Annotated in this window: 22 protein-coding genes; 8 read left to right on the forward strand and 14 right to left on the reverse strand. The window is 58.4% G+C overall.

Annotated elements, in window-relative coordinates:
• The first annotated feature begins 43 nt into the window (after positions 1–43).
• Both GC165_06630 and GC165_06635 read left to right on the forward strand, forming a co-directional pair.
• Positions 44–610, forward strand: coding sequence for an isochorismatase family protein (locus GC165_06630; GenBank protein ID MBI1332538.1), 567 nt, complete (start codon positions 44–46; stop codon positions 608–610).
• Positions 607–1281 carry a hypothetical protein gene (locus GC165_06635; protein ID MBI1332539.1) on the forward strand — a complete coding sequence of 225 codons (675 nt, stop codon included), beginning with the start codon at positions 607–609 and terminating at the stop codon, positions 1279–1281. The genes GC165_06630 and GC165_06635 overlap by 4 nt, the downstream gene beginning before the upstream one ends.
• Here GC165_06635 and GC165_06640 read toward each other — a convergent pair.
• The 5 genes from GC165_06640 to GC165_06660 form a co-directional block, all read right to left on the reverse strand.
• Positions 1278–3119 carry a hypothetical protein gene (locus GC165_06640; protein MBI1332540.1) on the reverse strand — a complete coding sequence of 614 codons (1842 nt, stop codon included), beginning with the start codon at positions 3117–3119 and terminating at the stop codon, positions 1278–1280. The genes GC165_06635 and GC165_06640 overlap by 4 nt on opposite strands.
• A 125-nt stretch (positions 3120–3244) precedes the next feature.
• A complete protein-coding gene (locus tag GC165_06645; GenBank protein ID MBI1332541.1) occupies positions 3245–4615 on the reverse strand; it encodes a hypothetical protein in 1371 nt (456 codons plus the stop codon).
• 59 nt (positions 4616–4674) lie between these two features.
• Positions 4675–5376, reverse strand: a complete 702-nt coding sequence (locus GC165_06650; protein ID MBI1332542.1) for an anti-sigma factor — start codon at positions 5374–5376, stop codon at positions 4675–4677.
• Positions 5373–5894: a sigma-70 family RNA polymerase sigma factor gene (locus GC165_06655; GenBank protein ID MBI1332543.1), complete on the reverse strand. Its 522-nt coding sequence runs from the start codon at positions 5892–5894 to the stop codon at positions 5373–5375. Before GC165_06655 ends, GC165_06650 begins: the two co-directional genes overlap by 4 nt.
• Positions 5895–5938: 44 nt before the next feature.
• Positions 5939–7174 carry a metallophosphoesterase gene (locus GC165_06660; GenBank protein ID MBI1332544.1) on the reverse strand — a complete coding sequence of 412 codons (1236 nt, stop codon included), beginning with the start codon at positions 7172–7174 and terminating at the stop codon, positions 5939–5941.
• A gap of 200 nt (positions 7175–7374) precedes the next feature.
• Between GC165_06660 and GC165_06665 the strand changes: the two genes are divergently transcribed.
• Positions 7375–8427 (forward strand): hypothetical protein, encoded by a 1053-nt coding sequence (locus tag GC165_06665; GenBank protein ID MBI1332545.1) that lies wholly within the window; start codon positions 7375–7377, stop codon positions 8425–8427.
• Between the two features lie 58 nt (positions 8428–8485).
• On the opposite strand, the gene GC165_06670 is transcribed toward GC165_06665, so the two are convergent.
• Genes GC165_06670 through GC165_06680 form a run of 3 tightly spaced genes read right to left on the reverse strand, consistent with a single transcriptional unit; the run spans position 8486 to position 10124 of the window.
• The gene (locus tag GC165_06670; protein MBI1332546.1) at positions 8486–9073 is read right to left on the reverse strand and encodes a hypothetical protein; all 588 of its coding nucleotides are present in this window, start codon (positions 9071–9073) and stop codon (positions 8486–8488) included.
• Between the two features lie 6 nt (positions 9074–9079).
• Positions 9080–9712 (reverse strand): DUF4870 domain-containing protein, encoded by a 633-nt coding sequence (locus GC165_06675; protein ID MBI1332547.1) that lies wholly within the window; start codon positions 9710–9712, stop codon positions 9080–9082.
• The gene (locus GC165_06680; GenBank protein MBI1332548.1) at positions 9621–10124 is read right to left on the reverse strand and encodes a GNAT family N-acetyltransferase; all 504 of its coding nucleotides are present in this window, start codon (positions 10122–10124) and stop codon (positions 9621–9623) included. Before GC165_06680 ends, GC165_06675 begins: the two co-directional genes overlap by 92 nt.
• A 79-nt stretch (positions 10125–10203) precedes the next feature.
• Here GC165_06680 and GC165_06685 point away from each other — a divergent pair, with 79 nt between their 5' ends.
• Together GC165_06685 and GC165_06690 are read left to right on the forward strand one after the other, a co-directional pair.
• On the forward strand, positions 10204–11412 hold the full coding sequence (locus tag GC165_06685; GenBank protein MBI1332549.1) for a pyridine nucleotide-disulfide oxidoreductase: 1209 nt from the start codon (positions 10204–10206) through the stop codon (positions 11410–11412).
• A gap of 302 nt (positions 11413–11714) precedes the next feature.
• A complete protein-coding gene (locus GC165_06690; protein MBI1332550.1) occupies positions 11715–12734 on the forward strand; it encodes an arabinogalactan endo-1,4-beta-galactosidase in 1020 nt (339 codons plus the stop codon).
• Here the strand turns inward: GC165_06690 and GC165_06695 are convergent.
• The gene (locus GC165_06695) at positions 12731–13522 is read right to left on the reverse strand and encodes a phytanoyl-CoA dioxygenase family protein (protein MBI1332551.1); all 792 of its coding nucleotides are present in this window, start codon (positions 13520–13522) and stop codon (positions 12731–12733) included. The two genes, GC165_06690 and GC165_06695, sit on opposite strands and share 4 nt — an antisense overlap.
• A 65-nt stretch (positions 13523–13587) precedes the next feature.
• On the opposite strand from GC165_06695, the gene GC165_06700 reads away from it, so the two are divergent.
• Positions 13588–14403 (forward strand): helix-turn-helix domain-containing protein, encoded by an 816-nt coding sequence (locus GC165_06700; GenBank protein MBI1332552.1) that lies wholly within the window; start codon positions 13588–13590, stop codon positions 14401–14403.
• Here the strand turns inward: GC165_06700 and GC165_06705 are convergent.
• From GC165_06705 to GC165_06725, 5 genes are all read right to left on the reverse strand, one after another.
• Positions 14383–14898, reverse strand: a complete 516-nt coding sequence (locus GC165_06705; GenBank protein ID MBI1332553.1) for a hypothetical protein — start codon at positions 14896–14898, stop codon at positions 14383–14385. The two genes, GC165_06700 and GC165_06705, sit on opposite strands and share 21 nt — an antisense overlap.
• 32 nt (positions 14899–14930) lie before the next feature.
• Positions 14931–15455, reverse strand: coding sequence for a YbhB/YbcL family Raf kinase inhibitor-like protein (locus tag GC165_06710; protein MBI1332554.1), 525 nt, complete (start codon positions 15453–15455; stop codon positions 14931–14933).
• Between the two features lie 25 nt (positions 15456–15480).
• Positions 15481–16182, reverse strand: coding sequence for a hypothetical protein (locus GC165_06715; GenBank protein MBI1332555.1), 702 nt, complete (start codon positions 16180–16182; stop codon positions 15481–15483).
• A 149-nt stretch (positions 16183–16331) separates the two neighbouring features.
• The gene (locus GC165_06720; protein MBI1332556.1) at positions 16332–18869 is read right to left on the reverse strand and encodes a PQQ-binding-like beta-propeller repeat protein; all 2538 of its coding nucleotides are present in this window, start codon (positions 18867–18869) and stop codon (positions 16332–16334) included.
• A gap of 225 nt (positions 18870–19094) precedes the next feature.
• Complete coding sequence (locus GC165_06725) at positions 19095–19568, reverse strand: hypothetical protein (protein MBI1332557.1); 474 nt, start codon at positions 19566–19568, stop codon at positions 19095–19097.
• Between the two features lie 323 nt (positions 19569–19891).
• Here GC165_06725 and GC165_06730 point away from each other — a divergent pair, with 323 nt between their 5' ends.
• Together GC165_06730 and GC165_06735 are read left to right on the forward strand one after the other, a co-directional pair.
• Positions 19892–20794 carry a hypothetical protein gene (locus GC165_06730; protein ID MBI1332558.1) on the forward strand — a complete coding sequence of 301 codons (903 nt, stop codon included), beginning with the start codon at positions 19892–19894 and terminating at the stop codon, positions 20792–20794.
• Positions 20634–24044, forward strand: a complete 3411-nt coding sequence (locus tag GC165_06735) for a DUF5107 domain-containing protein (protein ID MBI1332559.1) — start codon at positions 20634–20636, stop codon at positions 24042–24044. Before GC165_06730 ends, GC165_06735 begins: the two co-directional genes overlap by 161 nt.
• Positions 24045–24250: the final 206 nt, after the last annotated feature.

The raw sequence follows: 24250 nt of genomic DNA on the forward strand, positions 1-24250 counted from the left end.
CACCCAAGCAATAGAATAACTTTATACTAACACGCAAACTGCCATGAGCCACCTCGCAATCGAACCTATTCGCACCGCATTGGTGCTCATCGATTTTCAACACCTGAATGTGAATCGCCCGTTGGTCCCTCTTTCGGGTGCCGAAATCGTGGCGAACGGGGCGCGCTTGGCATCGGCGGTACGAGAATCTGGGGGCACGGTGGTGTACGTTCGCGTGTTGGTGGGCGAGATATTTCGACCGCCGGTGGATGTGGAACGACCACGATTTTCGGAGCTTCCGCCGGACGCCTGCGATATTGTTCCCGAGGCAGGAATGCAGGAGGGCGACTTGCTCGTGACCAAGCGTCAGTGGTGCGCGTTTTACGCCACCGAACTCGACCAGCACCTTCGGCGGCGCAATGTGAAGACGATCCTGTTTGGAGGGATCGCGACCAATTTTGGGGTGGAATCGACAGCGCGCGGGGCGCTCGACCGCGACTACGAAGTGGTGTTTGCATCCGACGCAATGTCCAGCCTCAATGCCGAAATGCATGACTTTTCGATCACCCGGGTTTTCCCCATGATCGGGCGAGTTCGGACCACCGACGAGATTATCGAGGCGCTGAAATGATCGCAGTCGCCCTTGCTCTCACCCTGTGGCAGACGCCGCTTTACGAAAGGGAGGACCGGAAAATCGAAGGGTGGTCGGTTCACATCCGTAAAGAGCTTTTGCGCGACGAAAAGGACCTGACCGAGAAGGCGCTGACGATGATCGGCGACCAACTGAAGAAGATCAAGCAGGTGGTGCCGAAGGCCGCGGTGGCCGAGTTGCAAAAGGTTCCGCTCTGGCTATCGCCAGAGTATCCGGGCATCGTTCCGAGGGCTGAATATCATCCTGGTGCGCAATGGCTGAAGGAGCATGGTCGCGACCCGATCATGGCCAAAGGAATAGAGTTCACCAACATCCGAATCTTTGCCGCTGAGGTGAAGCGGATGCCGATCTTCGTGCTCCACGAACTCGCGCACGCCTACCATGATCGGGTTCTGGGCTTTGATGATCCGCGCATCAAGATGGCATTTGAGCATGCTCAGTCGAGTGGTAAGTACGACCACGTCCTTCGGTCCGACGGCAAAACGGCGAAGGCGTACGCGATGACGAATGAGCGCGAGTACTTCGCCGAGGGCACCGAGTCGTACTTTGGGCGCAATGATTTCTATCCGTTCGACCGCAAGGACCTGAAGGAAGCCGACCCCGAGCTTTTCGGCATCATGCAGGCGGTGTGGACAAAGCCGAAAGGCTAGGCTGCGTCGTATTGCGGGAGTTCGTTGACGGCGCGAAGGTCGAGGGCAAAGGTCGTCCCTTCTGGGCTCGTGCGAAGCAACATGAGGTCTCCGCCCATCAGGTGGGCGAGGTTTCTCGACAACGCAAGTCCCAATCCCGTGCCCTCGGCCGACTGGTCTCCCAATCGCTCGAACGGGGCAAAGAGTCGTGAGACATGCTCGCCGGGGATGCCTTGGCCCGTGTCTTCGATCTCGAGGCGGAACGTCTCGGCGTCGAGCATCGAACATCGAATCGAGATTTCGCCATCTGGTCGGTTGTACTTCACGGCATTTGAAAGTAGGTTTAGCGTCACCTGCAAGAGGCGCTGCTGATCGGCGTGAACCGCCAGGTCTTCGAGTGGCGTTTGACAAAGCCGGAAGGCCACGCCGCGCTGGGCGGCGATGGGGCGGACCATCGAGACGGCATGCTCAATGACGGGCTTGACGAGCACCGGCTCAACTTCGACGCTCAGCTTTCCAGATTCGATCTTGGCCAAATCGAGGATTTCGTTCACGAGGTCGAGTAGATGCTGGCCACCCTTCAAAATCGCCTCGGCGCTGTCGACCGTCTTGGGATCGGGCGCTCGCATCTGCAAGAGTTGGGCGAAGCCGATAACGGCATTCAACGGCGTACGAAGTTCGTGGCTCATGTGCGACAGGAATTCGCTCTTGGCCGCGTTGGCCTGTTTGGCCTCCTCGATAGCCTGCGTGAGTTCGAGAGTCCGAATTCGGACCGCCTCCTCAAGGTTCTCGTTCAGTTGGCCCAATTCGGCGCGCTTGGCCACGTTTGCTTTCAGTACCTTGCGAAAGGCGTCGGCCAAATCCGACAGTTCGTCGTTGCCTTTCAGGTGTACCAGGTCCGGTTCTTGCGAGTTTCCGATCGACCAAGTAAGCCGACGAAGCCGTCGAACAATGAAGAAGTCGATGACAAAGAAGAACGCGGCGCTCAGGACTAGCGTACCAATCACCAGCCATCGGAAAAGTTCATGGAAGGTTTCGATTCCCTGGGCGTGAAAGTTGCGCTGAACGGCGATGCGCTGGACCCAGATGGGTTGTCCATGCTCGTCTTTAACCGTGTAGTAAGCATAGGCGACGTCGGGCGAAACGTAGGTCAGCGTGTAGGGTGTATCGCCAGCGGTATCGCTGACCGACTTCTTAAAATTGGGCCGAACCAGAGCCTCGGCAATGGATACGTCCGTGATCTGAACCTTCAGACTCTGCGAAATCTTGGCGAAATCGGTGGAGGTCATGTACTGGCCCCAGACCAGCCAGCCCACGCTCTTGCCGGTGCCATTCGTCTTGGTGATCGGGCGGATCGTGACGTTGAGGGGGAAACCTTGGTGCTTGAGGGTGAGGGCTTTGCGGGCCGCAAACTTCTGAAGGCCGGCGGGCGACGTTAGGTCCAACTCCGAAATCAGTTGGTCTACGGTCGGCTTTGGCACGCCAGCTATTCGTGGGGCTGCCGACGCACTCACGATCTTTCCGTCGTTGCGGACATAGATCATCAAGTCGATTTTGTTCGAGGCGACCTCGCTTGGTCCCAGGTTCGTCTTGGCGAACGTGGCATTGCCGTCCTGAACGTACTGGTAAGAATCGTCCCAGCAGGACCAGTCGAAAAGGCGTTCGTAGAGGAGTGTTCTCAGTTGTTTGTCGGCGTTGGCTACCCGTTCGACGTTGAGGCGAACGTCATTTGCTTCCATCCGGGCATAGCTACCCATCAGGATGTTCCGAGAGCAGGTGTAGATGGTCGTTCCCAACAGAATAAGCGACACGACAACCGCAAGCAAAACCTTAGCCCGTATGCCTAACCGCAATCGCATTTCCGTCCCTAGAAGCCGAATGAATCCGCACTACAGAACGTTCTCGTGCAGAATTCGATGGGTTAATTGTTGGTTCCCGAATGGTCATTCCCCACAAAGAATGGTTTAAGGTTCAAAACCTAGTATTAGATCAATCGCAGCAGGTGGAGCGATAGGATCAGCGCGTACCCAAGAAAGACAAAGGTGAAGAGGCAATTGAGCAAAATGTGGCCGATTTGCATAAATGGACCTCGCGGCCAATCCTCCGTGCGGAAGTAGAACGCATCGGTCACCAGACGGAATCCCCAGAATAGGCAGATGACGGTGGAGATCGCCACTCCGGCTCGTGTGCCGTGGAGGATGTCGTCGCGGAGGACCAGGGTTAGCACGCCCCAAGCGACGATGGTGAAGACGATGAACGACCCGTATGTCCACATCAGCTTTTGATTGAATGGGCCAAGCCGAGGAAGCTCTTCGCGCCAGCGGAGGCGGCCCGGTACTTGGAAGCTGGCGAGCAGCACGAGCAACTGGGCGACGCCGAGGCCGATGATGAGGATCGAAACGGCTCGCTCGACGCCAATCGCGATGAGGCGATCATGCGTCCATTGGACGAACGGAACGATGATTGCGGCGCGGAAGGCCTGATGGAAGAGCAAGGGAAGCGGCCCAAGCACTACCGCCGCGACCCAAAGCGGACCCCGGAACGGGAGGCGACGTTCGATCAGAACCAAGAGACCTTGCAAGGCGAAGTAGGCCAGCGGCCCACCCCAGCCCGCTCCTGCCGGATAGCTGATGGCGAGTTCGTGGAGGATGCCGGAAATGAGAAACGTGCCGAAGATTGCGCCGCGTACGCCGACGGTTCGGGTGAGGAACGGAGTGAAGAAGATTCGATTCATTTCGACGAATGGCCGGTTCCATCGACGGGACCAAAAGTCGAGAAGTGAGGTCGAGCGCCACGGCGCGTCGAATAGCGGACGAACCTTCCAGCCGAAGGCCCTTGCGACTTCGGTCAGGGCATCTGAAAAGCCAAGATGAACCGCAAGGAGAATGGCGGCGATGGCCAACCAACCGAATGAAAAGTTCGGGGCGAGCCCGGCTAGAAGGAGGAACCCACCGACCCCGACAAATAACCGAACCATGCCAAAGCCAAACCGTCGACCGTCCTCGACGAAAGGCACTCGCGCGGCCAAGAAGGGCCGCGCATCGATACCGGGCCAGGCCAATAGGTACGCGAGCTTGCCCAGCCAAGGTCCGGTTCGAAGTTCATCGCGGGGATGGAGCAGAAGTGCGGCGACCTTGAATGCGAACAGCAAAACCAGGCTGGTCAGTGCGAGTCGAGCTGATGGGCCGAGAGCGTTTCGGCTAGCTATCGCGGCTCCAACCACCAAGCACGGAAGGGCAAAAGCGAGACCGGATCGCGCGGACCTCGAACGGATGGAAAAGGCGAAAAACCATGCCGAAAGAAGTGTTGCTAGCGATCCGGTCGCGAGGATCGGCCATTGAAGCTCGAGTCCCATACTGATGGTGTACCACAGAAATGGACAAAAGTTATAGAAATTTCAATAATTTCTGAAATCTAGCCCTTTTCAGCTTGTTCGAAGGCTTCGTGGAAGCTGACGAGCGTACTGTCGGCGACGTCCGAGACCGCGATGTAGGTCATGCCTTCGTGCTTCCATTCGTTGAAATGGTAGCCATTGAGGCCGCCGGTGTCCACCGTTCGATTGGAATTGAAAACATAGAGGTTCACAACGTGCTTCTGGTACCCGTAAACGTAGACGGGCACGGTCTGACGGTCCACGTAGTCCAGCCGTCCGCCCTTCAACTCGAAGCCTTTGTCCTTCAGGTCGTACGGGGTAGGCGAGTAGTCGATCTTCCCGATGAACCACGGCTTGACCGTGTGACGGTCGCTGGACACCACATCAATGAGATGGTTACCCTGGAGTGACCGGGTGTGACTGGCGATGAGATCGTCGGCAAACCCTGGCGAAGCGGGGAGCGTCAATCGTCCCACATAGAACGCGGCGAGCATTCCAGCGAAGGCGACCACCGGCCATGGGTTCCACGAAATTCGCGGTCGCGGCCGGACCGACTGGCGCAAAGAATCGGGTGCCGAAAGGCGAACGCCGTTTATTAGGCCGGAAAGCGAGCTCAATTCAGCTAACGCCTCTGAACAGCCCGCGCAGGTTTCCAGGTGCTGCTCAATCGCGCGTGACTCGGTCAGCCCAAGTTCGCCGTCGTGATACGCGCTGAGCAAGGGTCGTACGTCGTCGCAGGTCATGTGCTTGCCTCCAATCGTTGCTTCAGTTGGGCGATAAGTTGCGCCCGCGCCCGCGATAGCCTCGACATCACCGTGCCGATCGGAACCTCCAGCACGGTCGCAATCTCGTGGTAGTTCATCTCTTCAAACTCCCGCAGGACCAGGATTTCGCGGTACTCCATCGGCAGTCGCCCCAACTCCTCCCGAACCATTTCGTGACTGGCCGCGCGGAGGGCGGCATTGTCGGGCCGATTCGTCTGTTCGCTCTCATGCTGATCTAGGTCCTCGGTCGCCATTGGCTCTGGCATTCTCTTTCGTTTTTCGAGATGCCGCAGGCAGGTGTTCTTCACGATCTTAAAAAACCACGCCCGGCTATCCTCTCCGCGAAACGATCCGAACGACTTGTAGGCTTTCAACACCGCCTCCTGTACTGCGTCTTCGGCATCCTGCGGATTCCCCATATAGGAATGCGCCAAGTTGTAGGCGCCATCGAGGCGTCTCATGATTTGCCACTCGAAGAGTTGGTCATGGCTCCGCATAGGTCGGATTGGCTTGAGGCTACCCACTCATGCCATCGGGGGCCTCAAGAGACGACCACTTTGCCCACCATGTGGGCATGGAGCGAGCAGTAATATTCGAAGGTTCCGCCCTTGCGGAAGGCGAACTCGAACGTGTCGCCGGTATCCAGAACCTTCGACCGAAAGAGTCCATCCTTATGAACCACGGTATGAGGGATGTCATCCCGGTTGGTCCAAACCACCCCCGATCCGGCGGTTACCCCAAGGGAGGTTGGGCTGAAAGTGAAATTTTCGATGGAGACGGAGTTCGACGCAGCATCGGTGTCCTTCAGCGTCGAATCGACGATGGCAAGATGGCTGTCGTGCTCCATGTAGTGAACCGAAGTCAGACCAAGGAGTCCTCGAAGCTCGCTGGCGGGCACGATCATCGGGCCAGGACCCTTGGCTTGACCGGGTTTGGGCTGGGGAAAAGCGGTAGAGCAGGCGGTATGGAAAGTCATGTTGCCCTCCACTTTCTGCATCGTTTGGTGGATGTGGCCGTTAAGGACCGTGACCGATCCGAATCGCTTCAGCAGTTCGAGAGCGCGGGTGCCGTCGTCGGTCCCCCATCCCCATTCGGGATAGACGGTCCAAAGCGGTACGTGGGCGAATACGACGATTGGCGTGCTCGACGAGAGACTCTGAACATCTTTGGCTAGCCAATCCAGTTGGGCTTCGCCCAACTGGCCCATGCCGCCCGGCTTCAAGTTCATTACGTTCACCAAGGCGATGAAATGGACACCGTGATGGTCAAAGCTGTACCAACCGTCGCCAAGCGCCTTTTTGCCGTACCGCTCGCGGTAGTTCTTGCCGTTGTCGACCAAAATGTCGTGCTCGCCGGGAACAAAGAATCGCTCGCCGACGCGGACGTCCTTCAATATCTGGTCGAGGGCGTCGAACTCCTCGTCCTTCGATAGGTGCGAAAGGTCGCCGGTGTGAATCAGAAGATCGGGTTTGGCGTCTGCGCCATTGATTTTGCCGACGGCGGCCTGAAGCGTGCCGAGGACGTCCTTGTTGGCGTCCTTGCTGAAGCCGATGTGGCTGTCGCTGATCTGGACAAACGAGAAGGAAGACTCGGCCATCATCGCGCCCGCCGCCTTGGCGACGTTCTGATCGAGGGCGATCTGGGAGAGATTGAAAGACCGGGGAATTCCGCCGACCATGCCGAATAGCACGCCCGAACCCGCCCATGCCATGCACTTGAGAAAGCCTCGCCGGTCGATGTCGTCGTCCTGGCGAACGGCCTCAAAAATTTCGTTCATGCTCTTCCAATCCGCATGGGGTCGGGTTTATTCCCATTGCGCGAAATTCCCGGCAAAAGTTCGAGGCTCCGGGACGCGAGATTTGTCAAAAACGGGACTCAATTAGGTTCAAACCCCGGGACCAAAGGGTGGGGGTGGGAAACAGCCCGCTGCTCGCGAGAGTCAAAAGGAGAAAGGCTAGAAGCCTAGGAGGAAAACCCATGAACAGCTTGAAAATGATGAAAACAGGGAAGGTCCTTGGCCTTGCTACTCTCGCCGCGATGGCCGCAGTTGGCCAGGCGAGCAACATCTACGTTTCCGTGGATGGACAGCGAGTCAACTTTGAAGGAACAGAGCCGACGATGATGGATAACCACGTGATGGTTCCGCTTCGAGGCGTGTTTGAAAAAATGGGTGCGACTGTCGATTGGGACGGTGCCGACCGCACCGTCATGGCTCAACGAGCCAACACCCGCGTCGAACTTCGCATCAACAGCACCGAGGCTTACGTCAATGGTAAGGCTGTGGCCGTCAACTATCCGGCGGTCATGGTCGGCGGTTCGACCCTGGTGCCAATTCGATTCATCAGCGAATCGCTGGGCGCCTACGTCGACTGGGACGAAGCTTCCAACACCGTCATGATCGACACGACCGGCAACGGCAATGGGGCGATCAATACGGCGGGCGAAAAGTTCTCGGAGCCGTCTTATGTTCTTTCCGTTCAGCCGAAAGGCAGCGTGCTGCCGCTGAAGTTGGACAACCGAATCTCGTCGGACGACGCCAAGAAAGGTGACAAGTTTACGGCGACGGTCGATACCAACGGTGGCAATGACTACTTCGGCCTGCCAGAAGGCACTCGCGTCGAGGGTCATGTCAACTTTGCGCAGGCGAAGAAGGGCGATACTCCGGGCGTGCTCGGACTCGACTTCGACTCGATCATCATGCAGGATGGACGACACATTCCGATCCAGGCTTCGCTGATCGGCCTCGATAAGAAGAGCGTCACGAACGAAGACGGACGCTTGATCGCCAACAAGAACGACACCAAAGACGACATGAAATATGTCGGAACCGGTGCAGGCGCAGGTGCGCTGATCGCGCTGGTCACGAAAGGCAATGTCGTCACGAGCAGTCTGATCGGTGGCGCCCTTGGTTACCTGTACCAAAAGTATGTCGGTAGCAAGCAGGATGTCAACAACGTGGTCCTCGACCGTGGAACGCCGATCGGTATGCGATTCGACCAGGAAGAACGAATCAAGGTTTACAACAACTAACCAACCGGTCGATCATGCGAAATGCTCCTCCCATGTATGGGGGGAGCATCGCTTTTTGTCAGGGTAAAAAGCCGAACCAGCCCGGTTCATTGACGCGAAGCAGGCCGAAGAAGTTGGAGAGGCTTCGTGAGTGAGCCATCTCTTTGTCGTGGGCCACGGCCGCCTCGCCCAAAAGGATTCCGGCCTCCTCCTTTGCACTGACCGACTGATGCGACTTCTCGCGCCACTCCCACATCTTTTCGATTTCGCCGCTGGCGACCCAGAACCCGCCGCACTTCTCACACGTGTCGAGGATGATCGGCGAGTTGTACATGTAGTGGTACTGCACCAGCCGAATGTCGCAGTCGGGACAGAGCATCCGCGATTGCCCTTGCTTGGTTTGGGAGACGTGGTCGGTCGTCAGATGGTCAAGTTCGTGGAGAGACTCGGGCTTCGCGGCGAGGATTTTTCGCAGTTCGTCGGCTTCGAACCATGTTCCGCCGCACTCGGGGCAGACACTCAGGTTGAATCCATCGACGGTTTTCACCGTCATTTCACTGAGGCAATTCGGGCACTTTCGACTCATCACGTAATCCTTCGGTAACGTGACTATATCACTTGGCCGCAAAAAACGGGCGCATCCGTCGCGGGTGCGCCCGAATTGCATGTTGGGCTATACGTTAAACATCTTAGCGATCATCGGGCCGAAGATCGGCGGCTCGTAGTTCTCGCCTCGGCTAGCGGCCATTCCACCCATAATGTTGATCACAAGCGCGAATATGATGACTACCGGAAGAATAATCAAGCCGATGAGGACTGCCATTAAGATTCCCGAAATAATCGAACAAATTGTCATGGCGATTTCAAATCCGAGGGCCATCGCCGCGTGTCGCTTGGCGAACGGCTTGTCGTTCGAGATCAGGAAGATGATCAGTGGAGCAAGTAGGCCAAAAATGATGGATAGGAACCACGCGAGCATCGCGTAGGTCTTCTCGTCTTGGGTCACCATACCGCCTGCTCGAGGATAAGCGGCTGTTGGCGCGGACATAGGTGGCGTCGGAGCAGATTCGGTCGGTGCGGAAGTTGCTTCGGTTGCAGGCGTCGAAGTGGGTTCCGGAGTCGGCTCCGGGGCATCCGAGTTTGGTGGCATCTCAGACATCTTAACTTTAGGACGCAAGATAAAGCGATTTAGGCGTAAAAAAGTAAGAATCAGGTTAGAGTTGAATTCGGAGAACCTGAGAACGGTCCTGCCAAACTCGCTCGACAACCTTGCCGACGCGCGAAAGCAGATGAAGGACGCGGTCATTATCGCCCACGATTACAGCCCGCCAATCGAGGATTCCGACTTGGCGACAATGGTCGGCCAAGGCTTGAATGAGCGCGGTTCCCACGCCGGTGTTCTGCCAAGAGTCGATCACGACAATGGCGACCTCGCCGACCTTTGGATCGCGAGTATCGCGATAGACCCGCGCAACGCCGACACCCTCGCCCTCCTCGCCATCGTCGTCGATGGCCCGGCAGACATAAGCGATGTGGGTTTTGCCGTCGCACGCGGTCAGAAAGTCGAGTTCGGCATCCGTAAAAGCTCGACGATAGTGGTGGAACCGCTGGTAAAGCGTGGTCGGGCTCATTTTGCCTAAGCCGATCTGCAGATGCTCACGATCGACCGCCGAAATGGGGCGGACTCGGTAGCAACGGCCATCGGACGTGAGGGGCACGATACTCTTACTACGACGCCAAGCCCCCCATGAATCACTTAATGGGCCCCATGTCTCTTACCAGTTAAGCGTGAGCAACATGTCAACCGAACAATTTGAAGTCGTCATCGTGGGTGGAGGCACCGCCGGCGTCGATATGGCCGCCCGACTTCGCCGCCACTTTTCCCCCGCCTCGATCGCCCTCTTGGAGCCGAGCGAGCACCACTATTACCAGCCGCTTTGGACGCTGGTCGGGGGCGGCGAAGCCACGAAGGAGCAGTCGATGCACCTGGAAAAGGATGTTTTGCCCCACGACATCACGTGGATCAAGGAGCGCGCCGCCGAGTTCGTGCCGAGCGAGAATCTGGTCGTTACCGACGGTGGACGCCACCTGACATACCGATTCCTCATCGTAGCTCCAGGAATCAAGATCGACTGGGCGGCTATTCCCGGCCTGCCCGAAGCATTGAAGGATGATCCGCGTGTTTCGTCGAACTACGACTACAACCTGGCCGAGAAGACTTGGCGAGCCGTGCAGAACTTCAAAGGCGGACAAGCGCTCTTCACCCATCCGGCCACACCCGTCAAGTGCGGCGGTGCGCCGCAGAAGATCATGTACTTGGCCGAGGACTACTGGCGCATCCACGGCGTGAGACCGAACGCGAAGGTCGACGGATTCTTCTCGACCGGCGGCATCTTCCCGATTCCAGCGTACGCCAAGACCCTCAACGAGGTTCTCCAGCGCAAGGAGATCACCATGCACTTCCGCCGCGACCTGATCGAGATTCGGCCCGAGACGAGCGAAGCCGTGTTCCGCAACCTCGACGCGCCAGACGAGATCGAAACGGTCCGATACGATTTTATGCACGTGACACCGAAGATGTTCCCGCCCGATGTGGTGGCCAAGAGCCCGTTTGCGGTAGCCGATGGTCCGACCAAGGGCTGGTTTAAGGTGGACGTGAAGACCCTTCAGAACCCGGACTATCCCAGTGTCTTCGCCCTCGGCGACTCGGCCGCGCTTCCGACGAGCAAGACCGGCGCGGCCGTGCGCAAGCAGGCGGTCGTGGTGGAAAAGAACCTGATGTCGGTGATGAAGGGCGAGAGCCTGACCGCTGAGTACAACGGCTACACGTCGTGCCCGATCGTGACCGGCTATGGCAAGCTAGTGCTGGCCGAGTTTGGCTACGACGACAAGATCATGTCCAGCTTCCCGTTCGACACGACCAAGGAGCGTTGGTCGATGTATATGCTGAAGAAGCACGGCCTGCCGGTGATGTACTGGGATCTGATGATGAAGGGTTTAGCGTAGGATTTAGGGCGGAGGGCTCGCTTCGCTAGGGCAAAGGGAGCCTGTGAACGAAGTGAACAGGTGGGAATGGAATTGGCCGCCGTGAAATTGGGAATTCCACTCCCTCCTGTTTGCCTAGGGTCTGCTCACCGCTCCCTCGGCCAGCGAAGGAGAATTGGCTCCCAAGAGCCTAGCGTGGGTAGGATTTCGCTCCATTTTGGGAGTGCGAAAACCTATTTTGGCTTTGTACCTTCGAGGCGAAGAGAAAGATCAGAACCATCCTTCAACTTCCGCAACTGATAGAATAAGGCTGGGTAGTCACAATGTTGTCCACAGCCCTCGTCGCGATCCTCGCCCAGACGTCCAGCGCCCAAGACTTTGCCTTCGGTGCCGACCTGTCTTTTCTGCGCCAAGCGGAGCAGCACGGCACCGTCTTCAAAGACACCGACAAGCCGATGCCCGGCCTGCAGATTTTCCGCAACCATGGCTACAACTGGATCCGCCTTCGCATCTTCGTTGATCCCAAAACCCTTCCGAACTCGCTCGACTACACCATTGCCGAGGCCAAGGACGCCAAGAAGCTGGGCTACAAATTCCTCCTCGATTTTCACTACGCCGACGACTGGGCTGACCCCGGCAAGCAACCGATTCCCGCCGCTTGGCGTGGCCAGACCCATCGCCAGCTCACCCAAACCGTGTTTGACTACACCCGCGACACGATTCAGGCGTTCCGCGAAGCCGACGTTCTGCCCGATATGGTGCAGGTCGGAAACGAAATCATCAGCGGCATGCTGTGGCCGGACGGCAAACTCCCCGACCATTGGGACAACTTCGCGGACCTCGTCAGCGCGGGAGTTCGCGGAGTCGCGGCCGGAAGCGGAGACGGACCCAAGCCCCGCATCATGATCCACATCGACCGAGGCGGCGACATGAAGGGCACGAAGTACTTCTTCGACCATCTCAATGCGTACGGAATCCCGTACGATGTCATCGGCCAATCCTACTATCCGTGGTGGCACGGCTCGCTGATGGACCTTCGCGCGAATCTCGACTTCATGGCCAATACGTACAAGAAGGACATCATGCTAGCCGAAGTCGCGTACAATTGGCGTCCCGGCGAGTACATGCGTCACCCAGGGCCGTTCCCTGAGAGCCCGGAAGGGCAAAGGCAGTTCCTCGATGAGGTGACGCGCCTGGTGCTTGCGACGCCGAACGGCCTTGGCAAAGGCGTGTTTTGGTGGGAACCAGCGGTGGAGGGTCCGTTGCGTCGCCGAGGAATGTTCGGCGATGATGGCAACGCCCTACCGGTCGTCAGCGTCTTCGACAAGTGGACTCGGCACTAGTCTTCGTTCGCGATCGCCCGCGTGACGTGATGGTTAAAGCCCCGCAACACCAGGCGCACGTTCGGGTGCGTGATCCCATCCTCGATTCGGTCGTCGCCAGAAAGCATCTGCACCAGCACGGTTTTCCGAATTTCGTTCGAGCGATTCGGCATCGAGCCGTGGATGGTGAAGTAGTGGAAGAACACGACGTCGCCCGGCTCGGCTTCGATTGGCGTCGCCTCCTCGATCGGGTACTTCGACAGGATTTCTCCGTCCGCGTGCCCGTTCGATTGGTCCAGCCGACCTAGCTTGTGGGTGCCCGGAAAAACCCGCAGACATCCCATCTCGTCCGTCGCTTGGCTCACGTGGATGACTCCCGCGATCATCGAGTCCTTCACACTCGGAAAGTAGTCCCAGTCCTGGTGCATCGGGAACGGCGCGCCGTTTTCCGCCGGTTTTTGGAACAGTTTGGTGTGGTGGAGCACGATGTCGGGGCCTAAAATCGCCTCGGTGACGTCGAGAAAACGCTCTTGAAAGAGCGCCAACGACCAAGCCGCCGAGAATTTCTGCACGTTGTGCGTATGCGTCACGACCGTGTCGGCGACCCCCATCTTATCCATCGCCGCCCCGCCCCATCGCGCATTGGTGTTCTCGCCCGAAGCGTTCAACTGATCGACGATCCGATCGAAGTCGCGCTCAAGCTCGGCCACCTCGGTGGGCGAGAAAACGCCTTTGGCGAGGTAGTAGCCCTTCTCGAAAAATTCCTGACGAATTTCTTCGGCGGACGGTGCGACGATCGTGTTGCTCATGAGAGTAGAATAGATGAGAAATCTAACGCCTAGCCAGGCTAAAAGGCGTCAATATTCGGAGGAAAATGGACACGCCAACTTATCTGCTCACCGTTGAACCTGGCGGCATCTGCATTTTCGACCGGGAACCGACCAATTCTCAGCACAGCCACCCCTATTGGGAGATTTGTTTGGTCCTGCGTGGCACCGGCGAATACATCGAATCTGGCGCGACCTACCCGGTCGGCCCCGGCGTTCTGTTTGCGTCTCCGCCCAACGTGGTTCACGAAATCCGGTCGCCCAAAACGCGCGACCTCGAACTGTTTTTCGTCTCCTTCACGACCAAAGGCTCGCCGGGCGGCATGGGCGACGAGGACGACCTGGTGGTGGAGGCGTTTCTACGCGGGCACGAGGTTTTGCTACCCGACATGTCTAGCCTTCGGCCATTCGTCGATCTCATCCTCGGCACCGCCAGCCAAGGGATGCAGAACAAACTCGCCCGACTCTTCGCGCTGGAAGCCATGGACCGCCTGCGAACCGGTCCAAAGTCGACCACCGAACGGGTTGCCGTCTCGCCCGAAATCCGCCGGGCCTTGGAGTTCATCGACTCTCAATGCGACCGCTCATTGACCATTGGTGAGGTCGCCGACCACGTCTCCCTCTCGGCCCGCTCGATCCATCGCCGGTTCGTCACGCAACTTGGGCACAGCGTCGCGAAGGAGATTCGCCGCCGAAAGATGCGGCGCGCCGCGCACCTGCTCCTCATGGGCTACTCGGTGCAGGAGGTCGCGCACACAGTCGGCATCGAGGACCCCAGCCAGTTTTCTGCCGCCTTCCTGGCCGAAATCGGCTCCCGGCCGAAGAAGTTTCAGCAGACTTATCTACCGGGCAATCTTCGGTAAACCTAGGTTCGCCCTTGCGATTCGAACGTCGGCTTGGTCGACGACATTGTCGCCATTGAGGTCACAATTAGCGCCGCAAAATCGGTCGACATCGTCGCCAAAAATCCACCGATGGGAACCACTACGAACCCCGAGGTAGCTCTTAATCTCCGACACATCCCACTCATCGATCTTGCCATCGCCATTGACGTCGCCGATGATCGGTTTCAGATTCCCAAGGTCCACGGTCTGCTTGACGGAGAAATCCACATTGGTGGTTATTGGTAGCATGCCTTGGCCAGAAACCGTGACCCGATATTTGCCCGAGGGGGTTTGAAACAAGACAATCTCGGCAACACCCTTCCGGGTATCGACTGAGGTCTCCTCAATGTCCTTCTTACCATCGAGGCTGGCCACTCGAAAAGTGACTTCGCGGTCGCCCAGTATTCCGATCGGTCGGCAGGTAAGACTAAAAGGGCTTCCAGCAATCGCGAGGCTCGCCAGGGTCAGAACCATGGTGCCATTATGCCAGAAATGTCCTGTCCTTCCTACTGGTGCGTAAATAACCCGATCATCGCACCACTTGCCAGCACGTGACTCTTCATCGCTGCCACCACGTCCGCCTTCGATGCTCCCGCCGCCAGAGACAGCTTGGTATCCAACGCAAACACGTGAAAGAAATAGTGGTGCGTGCCGGAAGGTGGCTTCGGTCCAAAGTAGCCTTGCTCGCCCGCGCCATTGACTCCCTCCACCGCGCCGGACGGCGCTTTGCCTTCCTCGATGGAGCCGGATGGGTCGATGTTGAACACCACCCAATGCACGAATGGCGAACTGCCGGGCGCGTCCGGGTCATCGACGATGACTACCATGCTCAAAGTGCCGGAAGGCGGCCTTGACCACGAAAGCGAGGGCGACACATTCCCACCTTCCTTGCTAAACTTCGCCGGGATTTCCTGGTTCGCGCTAAACGAGCCCGACGTCACTGTGAGAGTCGCGCCGCCGGTCGGCAGTGGCGGCTCGGCGTGGCCACAACCGATCAGCACGAGGGCCGAAAGGGCCAAGATGGTTTTCATCCTGACCCCATTATGCGACGGAATCCTACGACCGTGTATTGCGTCGTCGCAGCAAGCCCAGCCCGCCGATCGCCAAGACGACGAAGCTCAGTGGCTCCGGCACTACGTCCAGATTGTCCAGCGTAAAGATCGCGTGGGAGTACGCCGTATCGTTCGATAGTGAGCTAGTCTGAGCGTTTGTATCGAGCATGTAGGTGCCCTCCGTCAGGGTTCCGTTATACGAAAAATCGCTTCCGTTCGGAAGGGAAATGGAGGACCATACGTTGCCCCAATTTCCGTTCGTCAGCTTCATGATTCGCACCTCGGCGTGCGGAACGTTGGGCCCCGCCGAGAGCCAATCAGCGTGCCCGGACAGGGAATAGTTCATGCCCGCCGCGCCTACTTCAAAGGTGAGCGACAAGCGATTTGAGCCGCTGGAGTTTGACGCATACGAACCCGAGCCCGGGCCATCGCTGGCACAAACGAACTGTGAGGTCAACGCTCCCGAGATGAAGTCGAAGTTCGACATCGACCCCGAAATGGCATAGCTCTGGCTCACCAGCGCGTTGAGGTCGGCATACCACGGGGACTGCAGATACATGCCCGACTTATGACCGTCCAACGTAAGGGCTGGACTGCTCGATGCCTCCAGCGTGGTCGACAGGAAGTCGTCGACGACCGGCGTCCAATCGAGGCTTTGGCCATAGCCGCCCGAATAGTGCATCGTCGTGTCTCTTGCCGTCAGCATTTGGGCCATCCCCATTTGCGCCATGGCCGCGGATCCAATTAATACAAGGAATAATTTGCTCTGATTCATGTCTGAACTCGGCGCCGACGTACGGCGTCGAGCCTCCGACACTACTCTACAAACCCGACCGTCACAAAACCGTCACAAGTCTACGAAACCCACGTCTGACCCATCTCGACGACGACCCACTCGTCGCCGAATTTCTTGACGATGCCCTGATAGCCGGTCCCGTTCAGCCCGCCGTAGGCGGTCGAGATTTCGACTGTCGCGATGGTCTTGTCCGCATTCCACTGGATCGGCGAGACATTGATCAGGCCGATACCCTGCTCGTAGCACATCCCCAGCGGCAGGGTCCATCGCTCGCTATTTTCGGGAGCCCACATCACCGTGCCGCGCCGTCCCGGCATCTCGAACGACTTCATCCCTTTCGGTCCGTAGAACAGGGCCGGACCCTCGCTATCCGAGTCGTGATATCGCGCCTCGAACGCCGCCGCCAGCACCTTTTCGTCTTCGGTTAGTGTGCGGTTGGCCACGTTCGGCCAAGGGTCCACCCCGTCCAGATCGCCGTCGCCGTCGGTGTCGGCCTTCTGGGGGTCGGTCCCCAGCCGCTTCTCTTCCAGGTCGGTCAGCCCGTCGTGATCCGAGTCCTTCGATAGCTCAGGATTGCCCACTAAGAGCTTCACCCAATCGGTTTTTACGAGTTCCTTAGCCGTCTTGCCCGCGATCTTCGGTTCGGCGGGCGGATTCTTGACCCAACGGCTGATGCCATCCAGCGAAACGCCAGTGAACAGTGGGTTCGTCCACTTTCCGTTCACCTTTTCGGCGAGCCACAGGTCGCCCGCGCTCCCCAACACGCCGCTCGTCAGCAGGCCCCAGGTGCGCCCGCTGGCGTCCTTCTTCTCGGCTTCGGGCTTGGTGGTTGTTCCGAATTCGCCCGCCCCCAGATAGCCGGTCAGGACTCGCTCGCCGATCGGCCGCAGAAGCTCGCGATGGTGACGTTGCTTCAACACTTCCTGCAGGCCCTCTTCGCCGCCGGTTCCCGCTAGGTGCCAGTACGCCTGGATACGCAGTTCACTGTCCGCCTTCGGGTCGCGAAGGGCCTTCAGCATGAACGCGATGGCCCGCGGGTCCTTGCTTTGGATGATGTACGATCGAGCCACGTACGTCGCCGACTCGTACAGCTCGAAGCCCGGCGTTTTGACCCCTTCCAGCTCATTCAAAAAGAACGGAGTGATGACCTCAGGGTCGCCATGTTGAGCCAGCAAACCAAGCAAAAAGGGCTTGGCCGAGCTTTCCTTCGAGGCATTCTTCAGTGTGTCCAGCAGGTCGTTCGTCCGGTTCTTGCCCGTCACCTTTTCCAGCAGGTCGGCGAGATCGTGGTACTTGCTGTAGAGGGCGTACGAGTCGATTTTCTGGTTCTTTTCTGCCACGTCGTACTCGTCGCACACCTTCATCAGTCGATGCAGGACCGGCGGAAACGCGTCGTCACCCAGGCTCATCAGCCGAGTCTTACCCGCGGAATCGAGGTCGTCGAATCTGGCGACCATCTGCTCCGCCAGAGCCTGACGACCCTTCGAGTCGGTCGGTATCGGCGTCTCCTCTCCATGAACGTAGCGAAGCAAGCGGGTGCCATCGAAGCACACCAGCGATTTTCCGTCCGTCCACACCGGCTGAGGCGGCATTGATGCGGGACCGCCTTTGAAAGCGACCTTCCCTTTGAGGTCGCAGATGTAGGCTGTGTTTTCACCCACGATGAACGTCGTTTGGCCCAAAATCGAACCGTATTGGTACCCGCCGCTCATGTTGTGGCTCCCGGTTTCTTTTGACCAAATCACCTTGCCGGTCTTAGCGTCCACCTCGGCCACGTAGCCATGGTCAAGCCCAAGAAAGAGCCCGCCGGTGACGCCTCCATACTCGCCGTAGCCGAATTTCGGGAGTGTCCAAAGAACCTTTCCGGTCTGCAAACTACGGCCCACTGAGCCCAAGTTGGTTTCGATCCAAACCACGCCGACAACTGTGGGCAATGTGCCCTTGAACATATACGATTGTTCCTGAACCCAAACCTGCTTGCCAGTTTTCGGGTTCAATCCCACCACCGAATGGCCCGAGTGAACCGCGAGACCGGTCGGGCTTGCGACAATCGCTCGGGGTGTTTTGTTGTCCAAGGACTGCTTGTCGGCCTTCCACGGCGTCGAGGTCCACCGTGCTTTTCTCGTCGTTAGGTCCACGGCGGAGACGGTGGTCGGCTTGAGGGAAACGTAGAGCGTGTTGCCGGCCAGAGCGATGGCCGAATTGCTGGTTATCGGCCCCATCTGCCATGCAATCTTGCCCGTCTTGAGGTCAAGGGCGTAGAGATGCGACGGCTTGCGGTAACCGCTCGCCGACACCAGCACCTTATCTTTGGCGAGAAGCAGATGCTCGCCCGACTCTTCGTTGGGGAGTTGGGTGCTCCAAAGCCGTGCCATGGTGGGCAGGGAAAAGGCGTTGCACTGGTTGCTGTTCACGGCGATGAAGACGTTGCCAGCGACGATCGTTTCTGGATTGTAACTGCTGGAAAAAACCGGTACCGTCGCCTCGCGCCTGTACGGCGGCATGGGCGGATGAACGGACGACGAGTCGGTGGCGATGAGAAGCCAAATCATACGAAACCCCACCTCATGATAACAAAGGTTAGTGCCTGATGCCATCCAAAGCGTTCAAGCGATGCGTTGAGGATGGCCAAAATTGGGGGCACAGGCGTCTAGTCTGTGAAAGCACGAAGCCATTTGGGAGGGGCGGGCATCTTGCCCGCCAAGAAAGATTTTTGAGGTAAGAGCCTCTGAAATCTGCGCCACGAAGGATTGGATTTTGAGGTGAGGACGCCGGAATGGAGGGGATCTTGGCAGCAACCCCAAATCAAGCCGATCACTACACTAAATCACATTCGAGCGGCCCCAGCTCTTCGATGGTTGAGACCGAAAGAGGCGCGGATGCTCGTGGTAAAGATGCAAATAGACCGGCAAAAAGGTCTCCATATCGTCCGGAAGCGCAACGGTGTCGCCGTTCATCATGTGCGCATAGCAAATTGCATCGATGTTGACGACCATCCGAATTGGAATCGACTGCTCCTTCCACCCGGCGTACCAGGCGATCTCGCCGTTCCGCTCCTCCATGTACCAGCCCTCGCTGAGGTCACACCTTGTTCGAAAGTAGGCGTAACCCAAGAAACAAGCTGATGCGACGAATGGAATCCAAAGTGGCGTTCGCCCGACGGAAAACCCCCAAAACACGAGACCGGCGACGATTGCGCAAGTCCAAATGATGGGCTTTTTGAGCTTGGCGGCGGGATATTCGACGCGTCGCGCCGGAGCCTGGTCCGCCGTGGTACCGCTCGACTTCTGCCTCATCCAATCCTCATTGTACGAGGCCACATATGGTGAAAGTAGATAGAAGGGGCAAGAAGACTGCCCCTCTGGGAGTCGTGAGGGTTACGCAGTTCCCGCCCAGAGGAAATGAACAAAGCGAATCGGGACAGCTCACGGAAAAGTTCGGAGGATGACAGCCCCCTGGGAGTTGCGAGCGTCTCGCTCGCAAAGTAGTCCCCATTCTTAGATAAAGAGGACTTGGCATAACTACGCTACACCTTTGTTGCCAAAGGAGTCGGTGAAGGAAGTGAACTGGGGGAGTATTTCAAAGACCTTAACCCGGACGACGGTAACCTAACCCCACCGTGATCTCCGAATCCGACCACGAAGGGTTCACCTCCTATCGCCTCTCCAACGACGCCGTCGAACTCCTCGTCGTCCCCGAGATCGGCGGAAAAATCGTCTCTCTCAAACGCCCTGATGGCCGCGAGTGGCTGTGGCGCAATCCCCACCTGTCCCAGCAAAAGCCAATCTACGGAGAGAGCTTTGTGCAGCTCCACGATACGGGCGGATGGGACGAATGCTTTCCCACCGTCAACCCTTGCACGCTCGCGAGCGGAGTCCAACTTCCCGACCACGGCGAACTCGTCACCCAAGCCTGGCAAGTCGATCAATCTACCGACCAAAGCATCAGCCTCTCCGTCGAAGGCGTCCGCCTCGACTACCGATTCTCCCGTTCGATCTCTCTCGAAGACGATGGCTTCAGTCTGACCTACCGCATCGAAAACCAGTCCCAACATGACCTCCCATTCCTTTGGTGCGCCCATCCGCTCTTATCCATCGAACCTGGGATGACGATCCATCTCCCCGGCGCTCCAAAGGGCAAACTCACCTACGCAACCGAACGCCACGCCGACGGAACCGAGTTTGTCTGGCCCTACCTCGGCGGTCTCGATCTCTCGGTTCCTGATCCAGAAGCAAGGATCGGACTCAAATCATTCGTCGGACCGCTCGACGAGGGATGGGTCGCGCTCCGAACGCAACAAGAACAATTCACCCTTTCTTTTAACCCCAACAAAATCTCCCATGTCGCCTTCTGGATGAACTATGGCGCATGGTCGGGAAGCGGCAGTGAGCCCTATCGCAACCTCGGCATCGAGCCGTGCATCGGCGCGTTCGACTCGCTCTCCGAAGCGAACCCCGCTCCCGTCATTGCCGACAATGCCAGCCTCGAATGGTCCCTCAAAGTCGCCATCCGTCAGCTATAATGTACACGTGTACTCAACGTACACGCCAAGGTGTATGACCAACGTTGTTCGAGTTCGCCGTGAATCCGTAACCCTGCCCACCTACGAGCCCGCCGCCCCGGATCGCAATCCAATGTTCCTCGAACGGCGCGTCTACCAGGGCAGTAGCGGCAAGGTCTACCCCCTGCCCGTCATTGACCGCATCGCCGAAACCGCCGTCGACCGCGAGTGGGACGCGATCTACCTCGACAACGGCCTGGTCGAAGTCATGCTCCTTCCCCAGATCGGAGGCCGAATCCACGCCATCCGCGACCTCACCAACGGCTACGACGCCGTCTACCGCCAGCACGTCATCAAGCCCGCCCTCGTCGGCCTCGCCGGCCCTTGGATTTCCGGCGGGATTGAGTTCAACTGGCCCCAGCATCACAGACCCTCGACCTACATGCCGACGGAAGTCGCCATTGAAAACCACGAGGATGGATCGGTGACGGTTTGGATGTCCGAACATGAACCGATGAACCGTATGAAGGGCATGCACGGTGTGTGCCTCAAACCAGGAAGCAGTGTCGTCGAGATCAAGGCTCGGCTGTACAACCGCACCCCGTACACCCAAACCTTCCTCTGGTGGGCCAACATTGCCACGCGGGTTCACGAAGCCTACAAATCCTTCTTCCCGCCCGACGCCCACCTCGTCGCTGACCATGCCAAGCGCGCCGTCAGCGCCTATCCCCTTTGCGAGGGCTACTACTACGGTGTTGACTACGGAACCCGCGGCCAAACCGGCGTCCCCGAGGACGAAAAGCCCGCCGAATTTTTGCCGAAACATTGCGGCGGCGACGGGCCCGACTACGCCCCAAACGACCTCTCTTGGTACGCCAACATCCCCGTCCCGACCTCCTATATGTGCATCGGCACCGACAAGGACTTTTTCGGCGGCTACGATTTCTTCGCCGAGGCGGGCCTGATGCACGTCGCCGATCACCACATCTCGCCCGGCAAGAAACAATGGACCTGGGGCAATCACGAATTTGGCTACGCGTGGGATCGAAACCTCACTGACGCCGACGGTCCTTATATCGAGCTCATGGCCGGCGTTTTCACTGACAACCAGCCCGACTTCTCATTCCTCGCGCCCGGCGAGACCAAGGCGTTCAGCCAGTTCCTGTACCCCTACCAAAAGATCGGTCCGGCCCAGTTCGCCACCACCGACGGCGCGATTTCGATCACCCAGACCCAGGTTGGTGTTGCCGTCACGAGCAACCGAACGGCCACCATCAAGGTTCGAACCAATGGCAAGGTTGAAGCCTGGGATGACGTTGTTCTCAGCCCCAATCAGCCCTGGATTCAACCTATTGAAGATGCCGATTGGGTCGGTGTTTATGTGGGTGGGCAAGAGCTTCTCTCGTATGAAGCCAAGCCTGAGCCGGGCCGCTCGCTCGATCCCGCTACTGAGCCGCCCCAACCATCGGAGATCGACTCGGCCGACGAACTTTTCCTCACCGGACTTCACCTCAGCCAGTACCGCCACGCCACCCGAAGCCCCGAACTCTATTGGCGCGAAGCCCTTCGCCGCGATCCGGGCGACCTCCGATGCAACAACGCTATCGGCCTCGTCCACCTCCACAAAGGCGAATTTGGACTCGCGCGCGAGCATTTCCAACGGGCGGTTGAGAGGTCGACGTTCCGCAATCCTAACCCCTACGACGGCGAACCGCTCTACAACCTCGGCCTCGCCCTCCGCTTCCTGGACCGCCCAAATGAGGCCGAAGAAGCCTTTGCCAAAGCCGCCTGGAACCGGGCATGGCAAGCTCCAGCGTTCCTCGCCCTCGCTGAACTCGCGTGTGCCAGACAGGATTGGAAACGGACGGAGGGGTACTTAAAGGAGGTTATCCAACGCCACACTCAGAACCTGAAGGCGCGAAATCTCTTGACGACCGTGCGAAGGAAAATGGGTATCGATGCCACCCCGATTTTGACTCTCGCTGACGATCAACTGGACGTGTGGGCTCGGCACCTGAGCGGTCAGTCGGCTTTCGCCAACAACGGAATTCGACTTGACATCGTGATCGACCTCATGCGGTCCGCACTCTACCCCGAGGCCCTCGACATTCTTGAGAATGCGGACAAAGCCACGACGGACGGGACCGCCCCGATGGTCGCCTATTACGAGGCCGCGGTTCGGACTAAGTTGAACCTCGACCCGACCGACGCCTACCAAAGAGCCCAGAATGCCTGTCCCGACTACTGCTTCCCGTCCCGGCTCGAGGATATCGCTGTTCTGCAAGCCGCACCGAAAACTGACCCCCGTGCCCCGTTTTACCTAGGCAACCTCTTCTACGATCGCAGGCGGTACGACGAAGCCATCGCGTGTTGGGAAAGGTCCGTCGAACTCGACGCGTCCAACTCCATCGCTCACCGAAACCTTGGCATCGCCTACTTCAACGTCCGGCGAGCCGTCGATCAAAGCCTCGATGCCTACGATAAAGCCGTCCTCGCCAATCCTGACGACGCCCGTCTTTGGTACGAGCGCGACCAGCTTTGGAAGCGGGTCGGCAAACCCGACGTTGACCGACTTGCAGCTCTTCGTCAACGCCCCGACATTGTCGAGCGGCGCGACGACCTCACCATCGAATTCTGCACCCTCCTCAACGAGGTCGGCGATGTCAACGAGGCGGCCGCCATCCTTGCGCATCGCCGCTTCCAACCCTGGGAGGGCGGCGAAGGCATGGCCCTTGGCATCCACACCCAAACCCACCTCAAGATCGGACACCGCGCCCTCCAACAGGGCGACGCTGAAATGGCAAAGCGCCATTTCGAGGCCGCGGCATACCCGCCCGAAAATCTGGGCGAAGCCCGGCACCTGCTGGCCAACGCCAGCGATGTTTGGCTCGCGATGGGCGACGCCTGCGTTGCGTTGGATCAACGAGAGGAAGCGGAAAAGTGGTGGCGTCGCGCCGCAGAATTCCGTGGCGATTTCCAAGAAATGGCTGTCCAGCCCTACTCGGAATTCACCTACTTCCAAGCCCATGCGTGGCAACGGCTCGACCAGCCGCAGAAGGCCGTCGCCTTGCTCGAATCGCTTAAGAAATACGCTAAAGACCTGAGCGAATCCGTCGCGAAGATCGACTACTTCGCGACCTCGCTCCCCACGATGTTGCTCTTCGAAGACGACCTTCAGGCCCGCCAAGACGCCCGAGCCAAGCTCCTCGATAGCCTCGCTGACAAGGGCCTCGCCGAGTTAGCCAATCATCCGCTGACTCCGCATCGATGAAGCCGCGATGCGGAGGCTAAAGGTACGGTCGTAACGACCGGGTCGTCCCGATCCTCGGGACTCCTCGGACCTTTGACCGTATCGGATCGTCCAGGGCCTACGCTCTTCTTGATCGCTTTGGCTCTCAAGTCGCGCCTCGGGCCGTTGGCCCTTGGTTTGAACCTGAGCCGAAGGCTGGCAATGGCAACCATAGCTTGAGGAAGCCA

This window comes from Armatimonadota bacterium, assembly GCA_016125185.1.
In the GTDB taxonomy this organism is placed as follows: domain Bacteria; phylum Armatimonadota; class Fimbriimonadia; order Fimbriimonadales; family Fimbriimonadaceae; genus Fimbriimonas.